Below are 15,849 nucleotides of genomic sequence, written 5' to 3' on the forward strand. Positions count from 1 at the left end.
CTAACTTATCCAATGTCGGAATGATCCTATTTTTACCCATGTCCCGTTAATTTTCTCATATATCTCCACAGATCCGTGACCGTCCAGCCCTCCACAGGAGACAGAGCTTTCGACGAGACAAACCCTTTTGTTCCTGTTAAAGAAGGGAACAGAAATCTTTCTTATACACCTGTTCTTATATTTTTCATTAAATCCTGTCCAGAAGTCTTTTCCTGAATCCCGAATGATTTTATCCAGCTCCCCGGTTGTTATATAGCTTAATTTTTTATTAATCTTATGCTGGTTCAGCTCAAACCCTGATAAAATCTTATTCTCCCGGTTATAGTGAGCCGAATCCTTTGCCTGAAAGTCTGCGTTATATTCCAGACTGATTCCCAAAGGCAGCGGTACCTCATCTGTATTTTCCGGTTCAAAATGAACTTCTTCGGGTGAAATGTGGTAAACATAATAATCTTTTGGCCCGAGCTCCGCACTGTCATTTTTGATCAACTGATTTAAAACCTCATATATCAGATCCGAAGTTCCTTCATCCGGGACAGAATCGGTCCCCAAAGTCTTTTTATCACATGAGATCAGTAACAGCCCGAGCAAAAGAATATAATGTTTCATGTATTAAAGCTACGAAAAAGGAGACTTATCTGGTCTCCTCTTTCTTTTTATTTTGTCTTTTCGGCATTTTATTTTTTACAAATATTTCCCTGTCATTCAAAAAATCAACCATATTTTTACAATAGCTGAACCTTTTGGCTTGTCTGATCTGTTCCAGGGCCATTTTGTAATCTTCTTTCTTCTCAAATAAAAATGCTTTGCAATACAATATATCCGCTTTATCTATACCTTTAATATTCAAGGCAAATTCTATCAGCTTCTCTGCCTCTTCATAATCCTCATTATCCAGAAGGCAGCTGATGTAATATTTCGGTGTATTCACATTACTGACATTACTCTGCATAGCACCTTCAAAATAAATTTTTGCGGTTTCGTAATCTTTAAGAATCTCAGAATATATTCTTCCCATCAGACAAAGGCTGTCTGCATCTTCAGGGTCGTAAGACAAGGCGTAATTCAATGCTTCCAGGCATTGCGTAAGGCTGTATGGATAATTATCCAGTGCCTCAAAATAATATTTGTTCTTAGTTAAGGTCATTTTTGTAGTTTTTAAGTTCGTTTTTCAGAATATTTCTTTGTTTCCTGAAAGATTTATCCTGGTAATTCCTTTTAAAATCTGTTCCCGAAAATGTGCGTACCGGATCTTCTCTCTGCACCTGTAAATGATTGTTCCAGGTTTCCTGCAATCTCTTTTCCAGCTGCCGGATATGGTGGGCCATCACTTTTTCTTTTAATCTTATGACGGAAAGCTTTTTATTTTCCAGCTGTGAGCGGGAATCCTGCACGAAAACACTTTGCCCGGAAGGCCAATGGGTAGCTCTGACGGCAGTATTCACTTTATTTACATTTTGCCCTCCGCTGCCCTGGCTTCTGGCCGTCTGAAACCGGATATCTTTTTCTTTGAAATCTATCTTCTTTACGTCTTCAATTTCGAAAACGCCAATGAACCAGTTGCTTCTTTTATGCAGCTTTCTGAATGTGCTTTTCCCAATCCAGCAAATGCTTCCCAACCAGCTTTTAAGGAATTTTGAAACTTCATTTCCTTTTAAAAGCAAGGTTACCGATTTTAAGGCCAGATTCTCATCACCGTTTTCACGATGGATGATTTCATAGTCTATTTTATTCTGTTTAGCTTCCTCCAGAAAGATCTTCAGGATCTTAGCAGCAACCCACTGGCATTCCAAAGGTCCTCTTCCGGAGGTTATCTGTATCAGCTTTTCCATTTATTTGGTATTTCACTTAATTTACGGATTGATCCTCTTTTTAATGTTATTTGTCCATTCTTACGATCCTGGGCTGAAAAGTCCCAAGAATATCCACCAGCTCAGTCTGGGCATTCATTACCTCATTGATGTCTTTATAGGCCATCGGAGCTTCTTCAGCATTTCCGCCCATCAGAACGACCTTTTTTGACTTCAATTCTTTTTTGATATCATTTTGAGTAAAAAGGCTTCTGCATTCTGCCCTGGAGAAAGCTCTTCCTGCTCCATGTGATGCCGATCTCAGGGAATCCGGATTTCCTTTTCCGCGAACAATAAACCCTTTTGCCGTCATGGTCCCGGGGATCATTCCGAGCTCATTTTCATCAGCCGGGGTAGCTCCCTTTCTGTGAACAATCACTTCCCTTCCATTGTGAATTTCCTTCCATGCAAAGTTGTGATGATTTTCAATCCTGGCTTTTACTCTGCCTCCCACAGCCTTCACCAGTCTCCTGTGGATATCGTCATGACATGCTGAGGCGTAATCTCCTGCCAGACTCATTGCCACCCAGTATTCCTGCCCGAGATGGGTACTGAGATCCAGCCATGCAAATTGCTGCGCTTCTTTCGGCAACGGACATTGTTCTACTGCAATCCTCGAATAATACTGAGCGATTTCTGCTCCCAATCCACGGGATCCACTATGTGAAAGAATACCAAGATACCTTCCTTTTGGGAGCCCGATCTGCTGATCTTCTTCGGTAATTTCCACTTCTCCGAATTCCACAAAATGGTTTCCGCCGCCGGAAGTTCCCATCTGCCTGATGGCCTTTCCTTTCAGCCTTCTCAGGATCGGGATCAGATCAAAGGTGTCCCTTTCAAAGATTTCATGATCCACATGAGACTTATGGATTTCATACATCCCGAATCGGGTATGTTCGGCAAGGGCTTTTTCATATTTATCTTTCGCTCCTTCCAGATATGATACCGGTGTATCCAGGATACTGAGACACATTCTGCAGCCAATGTCCATGCCCACTCCATATGGATCACAGCGTTTTCCACCGCAAGTACACCCCCGATAGGAAGCCCGTAGCCACTGTGTGCATCCGGCATTAAGGCTCCCTGAACAGATATGGGTAGTTTCAGTGCAGTATACAGCTGATTCTTTGCTTCTTCTGAAATATCCTTTCCGAATATTGTAAAACCGGCCCGTTGGGCGTTCAACATTCTTTTCTCTGTTTTCCTTGATGAAAGCAGGGCTTCCGCAATCTGTCCGAAGGTGAGATCTTTTTCATAATCTTCAGGATTGAGCAGGATCTCCTTTAAAAGAGACTTTACATGATGGATGTTTTTTGTGGAAAAATTTCTTTTCATTACCTCCAGAGCGATATTGATGCTCTGATTATTGGGATAGCCCAGCTTTAATATATCTTTTCCTTTAATTTTTAAATTTCCCATTGTTTTGATGTTTAAAGTTTAGATGTGATCATTAGAAATTAGCATTTCAAGCACATCATTTTTAGATCAACTAAAATTTTAGTTGACAAATATTATCATTGAATGAAAGGAATGAAAACTCATAAAGCTCACACTCTCATCTGCAATGACAAGGATAAAAGATTCCGGGAAACTTAATCTGAGTTTTGAATATTGCGCAATAAAAACCCGGAATCTTACGGCTCCGGGTTTTGATATTTCATTTACTGTTATTCTAAGAATGTATCCAACCACGAAGCCTTACCCCTACAAGCGGTAATCCAACTGTAAAATCCTTTTGAAATCTGAACATTGCTTCGTTGTTTTTTAATGGTTTAACTTTATTTTCGGGTGCAAAGATATTATTTTTTTTGAATCTCAAAAATTTTCAGCTAAAAAAAGAGGCTGTCTCAAAAGTACCCCCTCTCTCGGACTCCTGTCTGACAACTTTTGTCATTTAAGAGATTCTCAGAGCGTTAATTTACCTTTTGAGACAGCCTCTTTTTTATCCGTAAGTAAGGTCAGTCCTCGGCACCCCGGTTATCCATCGGCTCATCCATTCCTCTGCTGTTCGGCTGATATACTCTTTCCCGGTCCAGGAAATAGAGATCATTTTTCGCTTTAGCGATAATCCCATTGTATTGTTCCCTTGTCATCCCTTCAGGAATGGAACCGGCTTCATTGTCCTCAGACTCCTTTTTATAAACTTCAATTGCTCCTCTTTCATTCATCATTGTTTTTGCTTTCTGAGCTTGTTCAAGGGTATCTGTATAAACAATAATGGTATTATTCCCCACACTTTGCCGGCTATAAGCATCGAGCATTTCCACGTCATGGGCAAAAACGTAGCCCCAGAAGTTTTTTGTCTTTACATCTTCTACATAATCATCAGGAGATGATTGGTTTTCAAATCTGGACGTAGAAATAATAATATTTGCTTCGTCAAAACCTTGATCTTTTAAATCTTTTTTAATTTCCTCTGTATCTACAGTTACAGGAAATACTGAAATTACTGTATAAGCCATAATGAAATTTTTCATTTAACAGTACAAAAACCGTACAACTTATACCGTAATATTTTTTAGCCTAAAAATTTTTCCAGGATATCTACCGCACATTTCGGAAGGTTTGTCCCCGGGCCGAATATAAAATCGGCGCCGTTGGCATACAGGAATTCATAATCCTGCTGCGGAATGACTCCTCCTACTACAATTGTGATATCCTCGGCTCCCAGCTTTTTCAATTCTTCCACCACTTGGGGAACCAGAGTCTTATGGCCTGCCGCGAGCGATGAGACCCCTAAAATGTGAATGTCATTTTCTACCGCCTGCTTTGCCACCTCTTCCGGAGTCTGGAAAAGCGGCGCCACATCCACATCAAATCCCATATCCGCAAACGCCGTGGCTACTACTTTAGCACCTCTGTCATGACCATCCTGTCCCATTTTAGCTACCATAAGCCTTGGACGACGGCCTTCTTCTTCCTCAAACTTCTGAGTCAGCTGAAGGGCTTTTTCAAAGTATTCATTTTTTCCTGCATTCATAGCATATACGCCGGAAATTGTTTTAATATTTGCTTTATATCTGCCGAAGCTTTCTTCCATTGCATCGCTCATCTCTCCCAGGGTCACTCTTCTCCGGGCCGCTTCTATGCATAAGGCCAGCAGGTTTCCTTTTCCTGTTTTTGCGCATTCCCTGATATCATTCAGAATTTGCTCAACGGCATCTTTGTTCCTTTCGGCTTTGATTTTATTTAATCTTTCAATCTGCTTTCTGCGGACTTCCGAATTATCAATATCCAGGATCTCTATTTCATCCTGTTTCAATGAGGTTTTGAATGAATTTACCCCGATTATAAATTCTTCACCGCTATCGATCTTGGCCTGCTTTCGGGCCGCCGCCTCCTCTATTCTCATTTTCGGGATTCCGGCTTCAATGGCTTTGGTCATCCCTCCTTCCTGTTCCACCTCATCAATATATTTCATAGCTTCCCCGATCATCTGCTGAGTGAGAGATTCTATGAGATGGCTTCCCCCCATCGGGTCTACCACATCACAGATCCCGCTTTCCTGCTGTAAAATGATCTGAGTGTTCCTTGCTATTTTTGCTGAATAATCTGTAGGAAGGGCAATGGCTTCATCCAGCGCATTGGTATGTAAGGACTGTGTTCCCCCTAAAGCCGATGATAAAGCTTCAATGGCAGTTCTTGTGATATTGTTGAAGGGTTCCTGCTCTGTCAAAGACCATCCGGAGGTTTGGGAATGGGTTCTCAGAGCGAGAGATTTCGGGTTTTGAGGATTGAACTGCTTCAAAAGGTTAGCCCAAATGTATCTTGCGGCACGCATTTTGGCAATTTCCATAAAATGGTTCATTCCGATGGCCCAGAAAAAGGATAATCTTGGCGCAAAATCATCCACATTCATCCCTGCCTTGATCCCTGTTCTTACATACTCCAAGCCGTCCGCCAGGGTATAGGCCATTTCAAGAACGGGCGTGGCTCCCGCTTCCTGCATGTGATATCCTGAGATAGAGATAGAATTGAACTTCGGAATGTTCCGGGATGTATATTCAAAAATATCCGCAATAATTTTCATGGAAGGAGCCGGAGGGTAAATATAGGTATTCCTCACCATAAATTCCTTCAAAATATCATTTTGAATGGTTCCTGAAAGCTGTTCCTGCTTCACGCCCTGCTCTTCGGCAGCAACAATATAAAAAGACAGGATAGGAAGAACCGCCCCGTTCATGGTCATGGAAACGGAGATCTGATCCAACGGGATCTCGTTGAACAGGATCTTCATATCTTCAACAGAATCAATGGCTACACCTGCTTTTCCGACATCTCCCACCACTCTTGCATGGTCTGAGTCATAACCTCTGTGAGTTGCCAGATCAAAGGCTACCGAAAGTCCTTTTTGTCCTGCGGCAAGGTTTCTTCTGTAAAACGCATTGGATTCCTCTGCCGTAGAAAATCCTGCGTACTGACGGATGGTCCAGGGCTTCTGAACATACATGGTGGAATAAGGGCCTCTTAAATAAGGTTCAATGCCCGGAGAAGCCCGGGTTAAAGATTCGTTTTTAACGTCTTCCGCCTTGTAAGATGATTTTAGCTGAAGCCCATCTTTCTCAAAACTGTAAATTTCACTGGTTTTAGGTGATATATTCAGATCAGGTTTTTTTACAGAAATTGTCTTTCGCATTCCAATAATTTTATCTGGTAAAGTTAATTTTTTTGTATGAAACATGAAACCTGCATTTCATATTCCGTCCGACCTCTTATGATAAAAGCAATCCGGGCCAAATGCCCGGATTATCATAGCTTGTTTTATGAGCTAAAATCTTTGGATGAGCGGTAAATTACTATTTTTTTATTCCCATTTCATAGAAGGCAAAGGAAATCAGGTCTGCATTTTCTCCGATAACCTGTTCTGTTGATCTTCCGGCGCCATGGCCTGCGTTTTTTTCAATCCTCAACAGAATTGGGTTATTACAAGACTGTTTTTCCTGGAGCTCGGCGCCAAACTTGAAGGAATGTGCGGGAACCACCCTGTCGTCGTGATCACTTGTAATGATCATTGTGGAAGGATAGCAGGTTCCAGCCTTCACATTATGCACGGGAGAGTATGATTTGAGGTATTCAAACATTTCCTTACTGTCTTCAGCCGTTCCGTAATCATACGCCCATCCTGCCCCGGCTGTAAATTTATTATATCTTAGCATATCAAGTACACCCACTCCCGGGAAGGCTACTTTTGCCAGATCGGGACGCATGGTCATGGTAGCGCCTACCAAAAGGCCACCGTTTGATCTTCCTGAAAGCGCCATATATTCCTTGGAGGTATAGCCCTTATTTTGTAAATATTCCCCGGCAGCGATAAAGTCTTCAAAAACATTTTTTTTCTGCATTTTGGTTCCTGCATCATGCCATTTTTTACCATATTCTCCTCCTCCACGGATATTCGGAACGGCATATATTCCACCGTTCTCCATCCATATGGCATTCACTACGGAGAAAGCCGGCTGCAAGCTGATGTTGAAACCTCCGTAGGAATAAAGGATGGTAGGGTTTTTCCCATTCATTTTTATCCCTTTTTTGTAATTGATCATCATAGGGATCCTGGTTCCGTCCTTGGAAGTGTAAAATACCTGTTCGGATACATAATCATCAGGATTGAACTTCACTTTCGGCTTCTGGTATACCTCGGATTTACCGGAATCTACATGGAATCTGTACGTTGTTCCGGGAGTGATATAGTTGCTAAATGAGAAATACAGTTCTTTTTCTTCTTTTTTTCCTCCGAAGCCCCCAACATTCCCCTTTCCGGGAAGGGAGATCTCTCTGATCAGCTTTCCGGTCTTATCAAACTGTTTCACCTGGTCGATGGCATCAATCATATAAGTGGCGAAGAAATATCCTCCTCCCGTAGAGATGCCCAATACATTTTCCGTTTGCGGGATCACATCTTTCCAGGTCTCGGGAGCCGGGTTCTTAATGCTGGTTTTTACCAGGCGCATGTTCGGGGCATCTTTATCCGTAAAGATATACAGGTCGTCCCCATCCGTATCCACTATATTGGCATTAATGTCAAAGCCTTTAACAATTTGTATAAAGTCTCCGCCATTTTTCAAATCTTTTATATATAATTCATTCCCATTTGTTGCATTGGCTGCGGAGATGATCAGATACCTCTGATCTTCTGAAACTCCTGCACCCAGGTATCGCCGCGGGGTCTTATCTCCTCCGAAGATCAATTGATCTTCTGATTGCTTCGTTCCAAGCTTATGGAAATACACTTTATGCTTGTCTGTCATCCCGGAAAGCACCGTTCCTTCTTTAGGCTTATCGTAGCTGGAGTAATAGAATCCTTCATCACCCTGCCACGAGATCCCGCTGAACTTTACGTCCACCAGGGTATCATCGATCTGCTTTTTAGAGACCGCATCTATGATGATGATCTTATTCCAGTCACTTCCTCCTTCTGAAATAGAATACGCCGCTAAAGTTCCTTTTTTATTGAATGCGAGCTGAGATAGTGAAGTGGTCCCTTTTTCTGAAAATTTATTCGGGTCCAGAAACACTTCGGTCACTTTGGTTTTATTATTTGTTCTGTATAAAACCGACTGGGCCTGCAGGCCATCATTTTTATAGTAATACGTGTAATCTCCTTCCTTAAAAGGGGCCGATATTTTTTCATAGTTCCATATATCTCTCAGCTGGTTTCTGATTTTTTCCCTGAAAGGGATCTTTGAGAGATATTTCTCACTATAGGCTACTTCTTTATCTACCCATTTCTTGGTAGCTTCAGAATCATTTTCCAGATCTCTGAAAGGGTCTGCCACAACAGTTCCGAAATAGGTATCTGTCTGACTTCCTTTTACGGCTTTAGGATAATCATTCATTTTCTGGGAATAAAAAGATGCGGAGAAAACCACTCCGGCTGTTAATAAGAAAGGTCTGATCTTCATAATCAATGATTTTCTCAAAAATACATAAAGTATATAAATAAAAAAAGCCTCTGATCTCTCAAAGGCTTTATTATCTGTCAGGTCTTTAAAGGCTTTCTTCCTGGCCTTTCATTTTTTCTGCATTCTCAGCCATGATCACGGCATCAATCATTTCAGAAATATCCCCGTTCATATAGGCATCAAGGTTATAAATGGATTTATTGATCCTGTGATCTGTAACTCTTCCCTGAGGATAGTTATAGGTTTTGATCTTTGCTGAACGGTCTCCCGTAGAAACCATTGTTTTTCTTTGGGCTGCAATATCACCCTGAACTTCCTGCAATTTGATATCGTATAGTTTGGCACGAAGCATTTCCATTGCTAATTCACGGTTTGCCAGCTGGGAACGGGCCTGCTGGCAGACAACCACTATTCCCGATGGCTTGTGTGTAAGCTGCACCTTGGTTTCTACCTTGTTAACGTTCTGGCCTCCGGCTCCTCCTGAACGTGAAGTCTGCATTTCTATATCCGCAGGATTGATTTCCACATCCACTTCCTCGGCTTCAGGTAAAACTGCCACCGTAATGGCAGAGGTATGGACCCTGCCCTGGGATTCGGTTTCAGGAACACGCTGTACACGATGAACCCCGGATTCAAATTTCATAATACCGTAAACGCCTTCTCCTTCTACCTTCATGATCAGTTCTTTGTACCCTTTTGCGGCTTCGTTCGCATCCGTTACTTCATGTCTCCATCCTTTGGATTTGAAATACATGGTATACATTCTGTAAATATCTTCCACAAAAATCGCAGCTTCATCACCACCTGTTCCGGCACGAAGCTCCACGATCACGTTCTTATCATCCGCAGGATCTTTAGGGATCAGCAATACTTTCAATTCTTCCTCGAGCCCCGGAATTTTATCCTGGGCCTCCAGTTTTTCCATCTTCGCAAGGTCCACAAGGTCCCTGTCTGAGCCGTCAGCAATAATTTCGTCCGATTCTTCAATAGTATCTAAAGCCGCTTTATATTGGTCATAAACTTTAACAATTTTTCCCAGATCACTGTATTCCTTGTTCAAAGAAGAATATCTTTTCTGATCCGAAATCACGTCAGGCTGGATAATAAGGTCTGCCACCTCATTATATCTTTGCTTTATAGCCTCCAGCTTTGGAATTAAACTCTTAGACATAGTAAAAATTTAGTTTGCAAAGATACGGATTGATTTGTAGATGTGCTAATTTGAAATCAAATGGCTCTATATCATCCGGACTTTTTCTTTACATTCCTGAACTTATCATAAAAAGAGACCGCTACAAGCAGTTCTTTTAATTATTGTATGATCATTTTCTGAATGGCAATTCCGTTATCCGCCCTTAAGTGAACCAGGTAAGTGCCCGGAGGATAGCTTACCTTTAGTTCATAAGCGCCGTCTTCTTTTTCCAGCTTAATTGAATCCATTTTCCTGCCACCCATATCATAGATCTCAATTGCTCCGTTCCTGGCCTTATGATAAATAAACTGTACAAAGCCATCCTTCACCGGATTATCCGCGATCTGAACGGATAGTCTGTTTGCCGCATTTTCATCTGCAACGGAAAGAGACCCGGCATAATTGCCAAAAATCCTAAATTCTCCGGGCTGAAGGGTGATAGGTGCCGTAGTGGAAGTGATATTGGAAACCGCATTATTGATTAAATTCTGCCATTGCCCCGTATAAGGGAAATAAGGGACCACATCCCGGGCAGAGGTATTATAATTGGCCAGTACCACGACATTCTTTACCCCGTTGGTAATTGAATTATCATAAACATAGATCCTTGTGATCAGGCCATCAGGATCATTGACAAGGTTATTGGACTCCACGCTATATGTTTTGGATTTGAAAACAGGATAGGTATTCCGGATGTTGATGATCTGGGCCCAGGTATCATATACTGCTTTTCTGGCGGTATCAGCATCGTATCCCAGTGCAAAGGCAACCGGCTTTTCGTCTGTTCTGCATCCGCTGTTGATAGAGCCGTCAGGACATCTGTTGATGCTGAAATCATATCCCAGCTCACCAAACTGCCAGATCATTTTTGGCCCCGGAATGGTAAAGAAAGTGGCTCCAAATGTTTTCATTCTGTCCAGAGCCGTGCCTAAGTTTTTAACGTCATAGCTTCCGTTTACAGCACCATAAGCCAGATTTTTATACATTAATCTTTCCTCATCATGACTTTCTCCATAACCTATCCCACTCATATTGGTAAAGCCGTGAAGGGCATGATTCATTCTGTCATAATTACTGTTTTCCTTATATCCCATCGTATTCTGGTTGTATGGATCCGTCTGTTTATTCCATAGCATGACGCCTTTTCCTTCCGCTATTCTGTAGTTTGCCCACTGCTGTTCTTCTGCGTCTGTTCCCAGATGTTCAAAAATCATATAAGAATTGGGATCTATTGCCCATTGCTTGTCTGCATAATATTTAAGTATATCCACCCTGTCCTGCTGATAAGCATTGGTACAGGCTTCATCATTTTCAGAGCAGCTTTGTGTAAAGCCCTTGGTTAAATCCCAACGAAAACCGTCTATATGGTATTCGGACAACCATTGCTGTAAACATCTTTCCACATAATACCGGGTTGCCGTGCTTGTATGGTTGAAATCATTGAAAACATTGTAGGAATGTTTAGGCACCTGATTAAAATAAGGATTATTAGCTGCTACACCTCCATACCCGTCTCCATCGGGATCAATATTCCATAGCCTTACCAACGGTGATCTTCCCGTGGCATGATTAAAAGCAATATCCAAAATTACGGCAATCCCGTTTTGATGGCAGATATCCACGAACTCTTTGAACTTTTCCGGAGTGCCGTACGCTTTGTCTAAAGCATAATGGAAAGAGGTGTTGTATCCCCATGAAAGGTTCCCTTCAAACTCCATAATGGGCAAAAGCTCAACAGCGTTGATATTCAGACCCTTCAGGTAGGTAATTTTATTGATCAGGGACTGCCAGTTTTTTTCCTGGGTAAAATCCCTCAACAACAATTCATACACTACCAGGTCTTCTTTTGCCGGCCTTTGGAAATTGGTCACCTGCCAGTTATAAGGAGTCTGCCCTGTTTTAAACATTGAAACCTCAAAATCCTGTCCCGCCGGAAAGGCAGGAAGATTAGGATAAGTAGACGCAGAAATCCATTGATCATCATAAGAAGACAGGATCTGCGGAGAAAAAGGATCTGCTACTTTTTTCAGATCATTTGTCCTGTACTGAAACGTATATAGCTGCTGTGGGGTAAGTCCGCTCAGCTCAATCCAGTACAGATCAGGATTCGTAGTGTCTCTTTTCATCAGATAATTATCATCCACGATCCAGTTATTGAAGCTTCCGATCACATGAACGAAATTTTTAAACGGCGCATATAGTGCCAGTCCGACTTTCGTATTATCCGTCGGGTTATAGTTGATCCCTGGCTTTATCCATCCGGGGATGGCTTCGGAAACAACGTTTCTCGGAACCTGTAAGGTGAAAACAACGCTTTTGGAATTGGAGCCCGTATCGGTAGCAACCAGCTCCATACTTGCATCTGCAGTTACGGTATAATTATAAGAATATGAGGTGGATGGTGTTACTGTAGAATTGACAAGTGTTCCGTTTGCCTTGAGCTGGAAGGTAGCACTTACATTGGTTGACGCGGTAATATTGATTGAGTTTCCTGCCGGAACTGATGTAAGGCTGTTGGCGGCCGGATTGGTTAAGCTTAAATTCAATACTCCAACGTTGACAAAGATATCAGGTGTCGTCTGGTGACTTCCTGTTTTATCTTTCAATAAAAACCCAAATCTTCCGATTCCGGTCCTGTTAAAGAATGTAGTGGGAGTAAACGTCAATGAATAGGTATCCGTTGTCTGATCATAATTGAGCTTATTAGCATCATCAGAATTGTTCCAGGTGCCGTTGGTAGGGCAATCCTGGCTGTTGCTATAATTGGTGTCCAGTGACCACGACCAGATATAAACAGCATTATTCGAAATGCCCCAGGCAGATTCATCGATCTGGGTTCCCGGTACGGATAATGTGATCTGGTCAGTCTCATTAAATGGATTAGGTGTAATGGTATAGCTTATCTGCCCGAAGACCATCATGGTGATAAACAATAGTACACCAGAATAAATTTTCTCCATAAAGCTGACTTTTTTAAATTAATACTACACGAATGTAGTTTATTTTTTAAAAACTATTGATTTTTAGTTCAAAAAGATAAGTTCAAAGCTTGTTTCCTCCTATCCGGATATGTCTGTTTCGGGAATGATTTTGTCCGGTTAATACTATTTTTTATCGTACAGGATATGCCGGCATTCTATTTTTGACAATGAAAATTAAACAATTTAAATTTTTTAGTAATGGAAAATAACGGCACCCCATCAGAAAAAGTATTATATACGGGTAAAACACATACGACCGGAGGTCGTGACGGGTTTTCTAGAAGCTCCGACAACAATCTTAACGTCAGGCTCACCACCCCGGGTGGCCCGGAATCCGGAACAAATCCGGAGCAGCTTTTTGCCGCAGGCTGGTCTGCCTGCTTTATCGGCGCATTAGGCATTGCTGCCAGGAAACGAAGGATCAGGCTCCCGGAAGAGACCGCTATTGATGCAGAAGTGGATCTGTGTATGGATAACGACACCTATTTTCTCCAGGCCCGTCTCCAAATAAGCATTCCCGGAATTGATTATGAAACCGCAGCATTACTTGCTGATGAAGCACACCAAACCTGTCCATACTCCAAGGTCACAAGAGGAAATATCAATGTAATGATCAACATCATCTGATCATTCATTGGTCAAACAAAGGCCGGCCGTGTAAGTTACACAGCCGGCCTTTTATATAAGAATATTAATTTAATTATTTTCCAGGTGAATACCTTCACCAGGGCTTTCAGGAAGAGGTTTGGGATATCTCCGGCAAAGCTCAGAAGCGGATAAAAAAAAACCACTTAAAAATAAGTGGTTGATATATATTGTTTTGCTTTGATATTACTTTTTCAGAATTCAGGTGAAAAAGCAATGACAATCAATTAATGATGATGTCCGTGACTATCGTGTATGAAAGGACCGTTACCTTTAGGCTCATTAAAGATGACCTCTACTCCTTCCTGCTCATAAATTTTCTTTCTTCTGATATTTTCAGGGTCAAAAGGTTTTACTTTCCCGAAATACTCTTTCAGTCCTTCCGTTAACCACATTGGGATCACTAATCCGAAGAACATAAAAATACACCAGAATCCCACTAAGAACATGATAATGAAAAATATCGTCCAAAGGAACTGGTAAAACGGCCAAAATGCTGATAACATCATTTTTCTTAAAGATTTTAGGCAAAAATAGAACTTTTTTCTTTTTCACACAAAAGATAAAGGCTCTATTTTATAATTTATTTTGATTTTAAACTAATTAATGGGCGAGATCTGCAAAGAAATCATTTCCTTTATCATCGGTAATGATGAATGCCGGGAAGTTTTTCACTTCAATTTTTCTTACTGCCTCCATCCCGAGTTCAGGAAAATCCACCACGTCTACAGATACGATATTCTCTTTGGCCAGGATAGCGGCAGGGCCACCGATGGATCCCAGATAAAAGCCACCGTATTTCTTGCAGGCATCGGTTACATTTTTACTTCTGTTTCCTTTCGCCAGCATGATCATGCTTCCGCCATGGCTTTGAAATTCATCCACATATACATCCATTCTTCCTGCCGTTGTCGGCCCGAAGCTTCCTGAGGCCATGCCTTCCGGGGTCTTTGCAGGCCCTGCATAGTATATTGGATGGTTTTTGAAATATTCCGGCATAGGCTTACCGCTGTCTATAAGCTCCTTGATCTTGGCATGGGCGATATCCCTGGCAACAATTAAAGTTCCATTCAGTTTTAATCTTGTCTTGATCGGATATTTTGAAAGCTCGGCCAGGATCTCAGGCATTGGCTTATTCAGATCTATTTCTACGGCTTCCTCAAGGTGTGGAGGAGTATCCGGTAAAAATCTTTTCGGGTTTTCTTCCAGCTGTTCAAGGAAAATACCTTCTTTTGTGATCTTTCCTTTAATGTTTCTGTCCGCTGAGCAGGAAACCCCCATACCGACAGGACAGGAAGCCGCATGGCGCGGAAGTCTGATCACCCTGACATCGTGAGTTAAATATTTCCCTCCGAATTGTGCCCCGATAGCACTTTCCTGGCAAATCTTCTGAACCCTGGCTTCCCATTCAAGGTCTCTGAAAGCCTGTCCTGCTTCGTTTCCTTCTGTAGGAAGATGATCGTAATATTTGGCTGATGCTTTTTTTACCGCCGCCAGGTTAGCCTCGGCAGAAGTTCCCCCAATCACCAGGGCCAGGTGATACGGCGGGCATGCCGCGGTCCCCAGATCCGAAATTTTTTCCTTGATAAATTCTTCAAGAGATTTTTCGTTCAACAGGGATTTTGTTTTCTGGTAAAGGAAGGTCTTGTTGGCAGAGCCACCTCCTTTCGTTAAAAACAGAAACTCATAGGAATCGCCTTTCTTAGCATAAATATCGATCTGAGCAGGAAGGTTTGATCCTGAGTTTTTCTCTTCAAACATGGTTAACGGAACCACCTGCGAGTATCTTAAGTTTCTTTTCTGGTATGTATTATAAATCCCTCTGCTTAAATATTCCCCGTCATCTACCCCTGTATAGACATTTTCCCCTTTTTTACCCATTACAATTGCCGTTCCTGTGTCCTGGCAGGAAGGTAAAGCGCCTTCAGCAGCCACAGCAGCATTCTGTAAAAGATTGTAAGCAACAAACCTGTCATTGTCCGTAGCTTCAGGATCATCGATAATTCTTCTGAGGCTTTCCAGATGTGAGGAGCGAAGCATAAAAGAGACATCCGCCATGGCTTCTTCAGCCAACAGCTCCAGCCCTTTCGGATCAACAGTTAAAATTTCCCTTTCGCCAAGTTGTTCCACCTTCACATAATCTGAGGTAAGCTTCTTATATACCGTATCATCTTTCTGGATCGGATACGGATCCTGATATCTAAATTCCATTCAATTTTTTGTTTGTGCAAAAATAAAACATACCTAAAAAACATGAGTAAAATCAGTCATCCGAATTG

11 protein-coding genes and 1 pseudogene are annotated in these 15,849 nt (G+C 41.9%); 1 reads left to right on the forward strand and 11 read right to left on the reverse strand.

Annotated features, from left to right (window positions below; genetic code table 11):
• From ABMQ40_RS03345 to ABMQ40_RS03385, 9 genes and pseudogenes are all read right to left on the reverse strand, one after another.
• A complete protein-coding gene (locus ABMQ40_RS03345; protein ID WP_370896540.1) occupies positions 1–609 on the reverse strand; it encodes a hypothetical protein in 609 nt (202 codons plus the stop codon).
• Positions 610–634: 25 nt separating this feature from the next.
• The gene (locus ABMQ40_RS03350) at positions 635–1,147 is read right to left on the reverse strand and encodes a tetratricopeptide repeat protein (protein WP_370896542.1); all 513 of its coding nucleotides are present in this window, start codon (positions 1,145–1,147) and stop codon (positions 635–637) included.
• On the reverse strand, positions 1,134–1,832 hold the full coding sequence (gene prfH / locus ABMQ40_RS03355) for a peptide chain release factor H (RefSeq protein WP_370896544.1): 699 nt from the start codon (positions 1,830–1,832) through the stop codon (positions 1,134–1,136). The genes ABMQ40_RS03350 and prfH overlap by 14 nt, the downstream gene beginning before the upstream one ends.
• 46 nt (positions 1,833–1,878) lie before the next feature.
• Positions 1,879–3,269: pseudogene (locus ABMQ40_RS03360) on the reverse strand (RtcB family protein).
• A gap of 539 nt (positions 3,270–3,808) precedes the next feature.
• Positions 3,809–4,312, reverse strand: a complete 504-nt coding sequence (locus tag ABMQ40_RS03365; protein ID WP_370896546.1) for a hypothetical protein — start codon at positions 4,310–4,312, stop codon at positions 3,809–3,811.
• Between the two features lie 56 nt (positions 4,313–4,368).
• Positions 4,369–6,486 carry a methylmalonyl-CoA mutase gene (scpA, locus tag ABMQ40_RS03370; protein WP_370896548.1) on the reverse strand — a complete coding sequence of 706 codons (2,118 nt, stop codon included), beginning with the start codon at positions 6,484–6,486 and terminating at the stop codon, positions 4,369–4,371.
• 160 nt (positions 6,487–6,646) lie between these two features.
• Positions 6,647–8,752, reverse strand: a complete 2,106-nt coding sequence (locus tag ABMQ40_RS03375; protein WP_370896550.1) for a prolyl oligopeptidase family serine peptidase — start codon at positions 8,750–8,752, stop codon at positions 6,647–6,649.
• An 85-nt stretch (positions 8,753–8,837) separates the two neighbouring features.
• Entirely contained in the window at positions 8,838–9,923 is a 1,086-nt protein-coding gene (gene prfA / locus ABMQ40_RS03380) for a peptide chain release factor 1 (protein ID WP_370896552.1), read from the reverse strand.
• A 140-nt stretch (positions 9,924–10,063) separates the two neighbouring features.
• Positions 10,064–12,904 carry an alpha-amylase family glycosyl hydrolase gene (locus ABMQ40_RS03385; protein ID WP_370896554.1) on the reverse strand — a complete coding sequence of 947 codons (2,841 nt, stop codon included), beginning with the start codon at positions 12,902–12,904 and terminating at the stop codon, positions 10,064–10,066.
• 219 nt (positions 12,905–13,123) lie between these two features.
• Here ABMQ40_RS03385 and ABMQ40_RS03390 point away from each other — a divergent pair, with 219 nt between their 5' ends.
• Entirely contained in the window at positions 13,124–13,552 is a 429-nt protein-coding gene (locus ABMQ40_RS03390; RefSeq protein WP_370896556.1) for an organic hydroperoxide resistance protein, read from the forward strand.
• Between the two features lie 245 nt (positions 13,553–13,797).
• On the opposite strand, the gene ABMQ40_RS03395 is transcribed toward ABMQ40_RS03390, so the two are convergent.
• Together ABMQ40_RS03395 and ABMQ40_RS03400 are read right to left on the reverse strand one after the other, a co-directional pair.
• A complete protein-coding gene (locus ABMQ40_RS03395; RefSeq protein WP_370896558.1) occupies positions 13,798–14,079 on the reverse strand; it encodes a hypothetical protein in 282 nt (93 codons plus the stop codon).
• A 94-nt stretch (positions 14,080–14,173) separates the two neighbouring features.
• On the reverse strand, positions 14,174–15,781 hold the full coding sequence (locus tag ABMQ40_RS03400) for a fumarate hydratase (RefSeq protein WP_370896560.1): 1,608 nt from the start codon (positions 15,779–15,781) through the stop codon (positions 14,174–14,176).
• Positions 15,782–15,849 lie beyond the last annotated feature (68 nt).

It is taken from the genome of Chryseobacterium gossypii (assembly GCF_041361455.1).
Lineage (GTDB): Bacteria > Bacteroidota > Bacteroidia > Flavobacteriales > Weeksellaceae > Chryseobacterium > Chryseobacterium gossypii.

What these genes read in the sequence shown, in the direction of transcription:
- prfA (WP_370896552.1), bottom strand. Translation starts at nt 9,923, where the DNA reads ATGTCTAAGAGTTTAATTCCAAAGCTGGAGGCTATAAAGCAAAGATAT.
- ABMQ40_RS03395 (WP_370896558.1), bottom strand. Translation starts at nt 14,079, where the DNA reads ATGATGTTATCAGCATTTTGGCCGTTTTACCAGTTCCTTTGGACGATA.
- ABMQ40_RS03365 (WP_370896546.1), bottom strand. Translation starts at nt 4,312, where the DNA reads ATGGCTTATACAGTAATTTCAGTATTTCCTGTAACTGTAGATACAGAG.
- ABMQ40_RS03390 (WP_370896556.1), top strand. Translation starts at nt 13,124, where the DNA reads ATGGAAAATAACGGCACCCCATCAGAAAAAGTATTATATACGGGTAAA.
- prfH (WP_370896544.1), bottom strand. Translation starts at nt 1,832, where the DNA reads ATGGAAAAGCTGATACAGATAACCTCCGGAAGAGGACCTTTGGAATGC.
- ABMQ40_RS03400 (WP_370896560.1), bottom strand. Translation starts at nt 15,781, where the DNA reads ATGGAATTTAGATATCAGGATCCGTATCCGATCCAGAAAGATGATACG.
- ABMQ40_RS03350 (WP_370896542.1), bottom strand. Translation starts at nt 1,147, where the DNA reads ATGACCTTAACTAAGAACAAATATTATTTTGAGGCACTGGATAATTAT.
- ABMQ40_RS03345 (WP_370896540.1), bottom strand. Translation starts at nt 609, where the DNA reads ATGAAACATTATATTCTTTTGCTCGGGCTGTTACTGATCTCATGTGAT.
- ABMQ40_RS03375 (WP_370896550.1), bottom strand. Translation starts at nt 8,752, where the DNA reads ATGAAGATCAGACCTTTCTTATTAACAGCCGGAGTGGTTTTCTCCGCA.
- ABMQ40_RS03385 (WP_370896554.1), bottom strand. Translation starts at nt 12,904, where the DNA reads ATGGAGAAAATTTATTCTGGTGTACTATTGTTTATCACCATGATGGTC.
- scpA (WP_370896548.1), bottom strand. Translation starts at nt 6,486, where the DNA reads ATGCGAAAGACAATTTCTGTAAAAAAACCTGATCTGAATATATCACCT.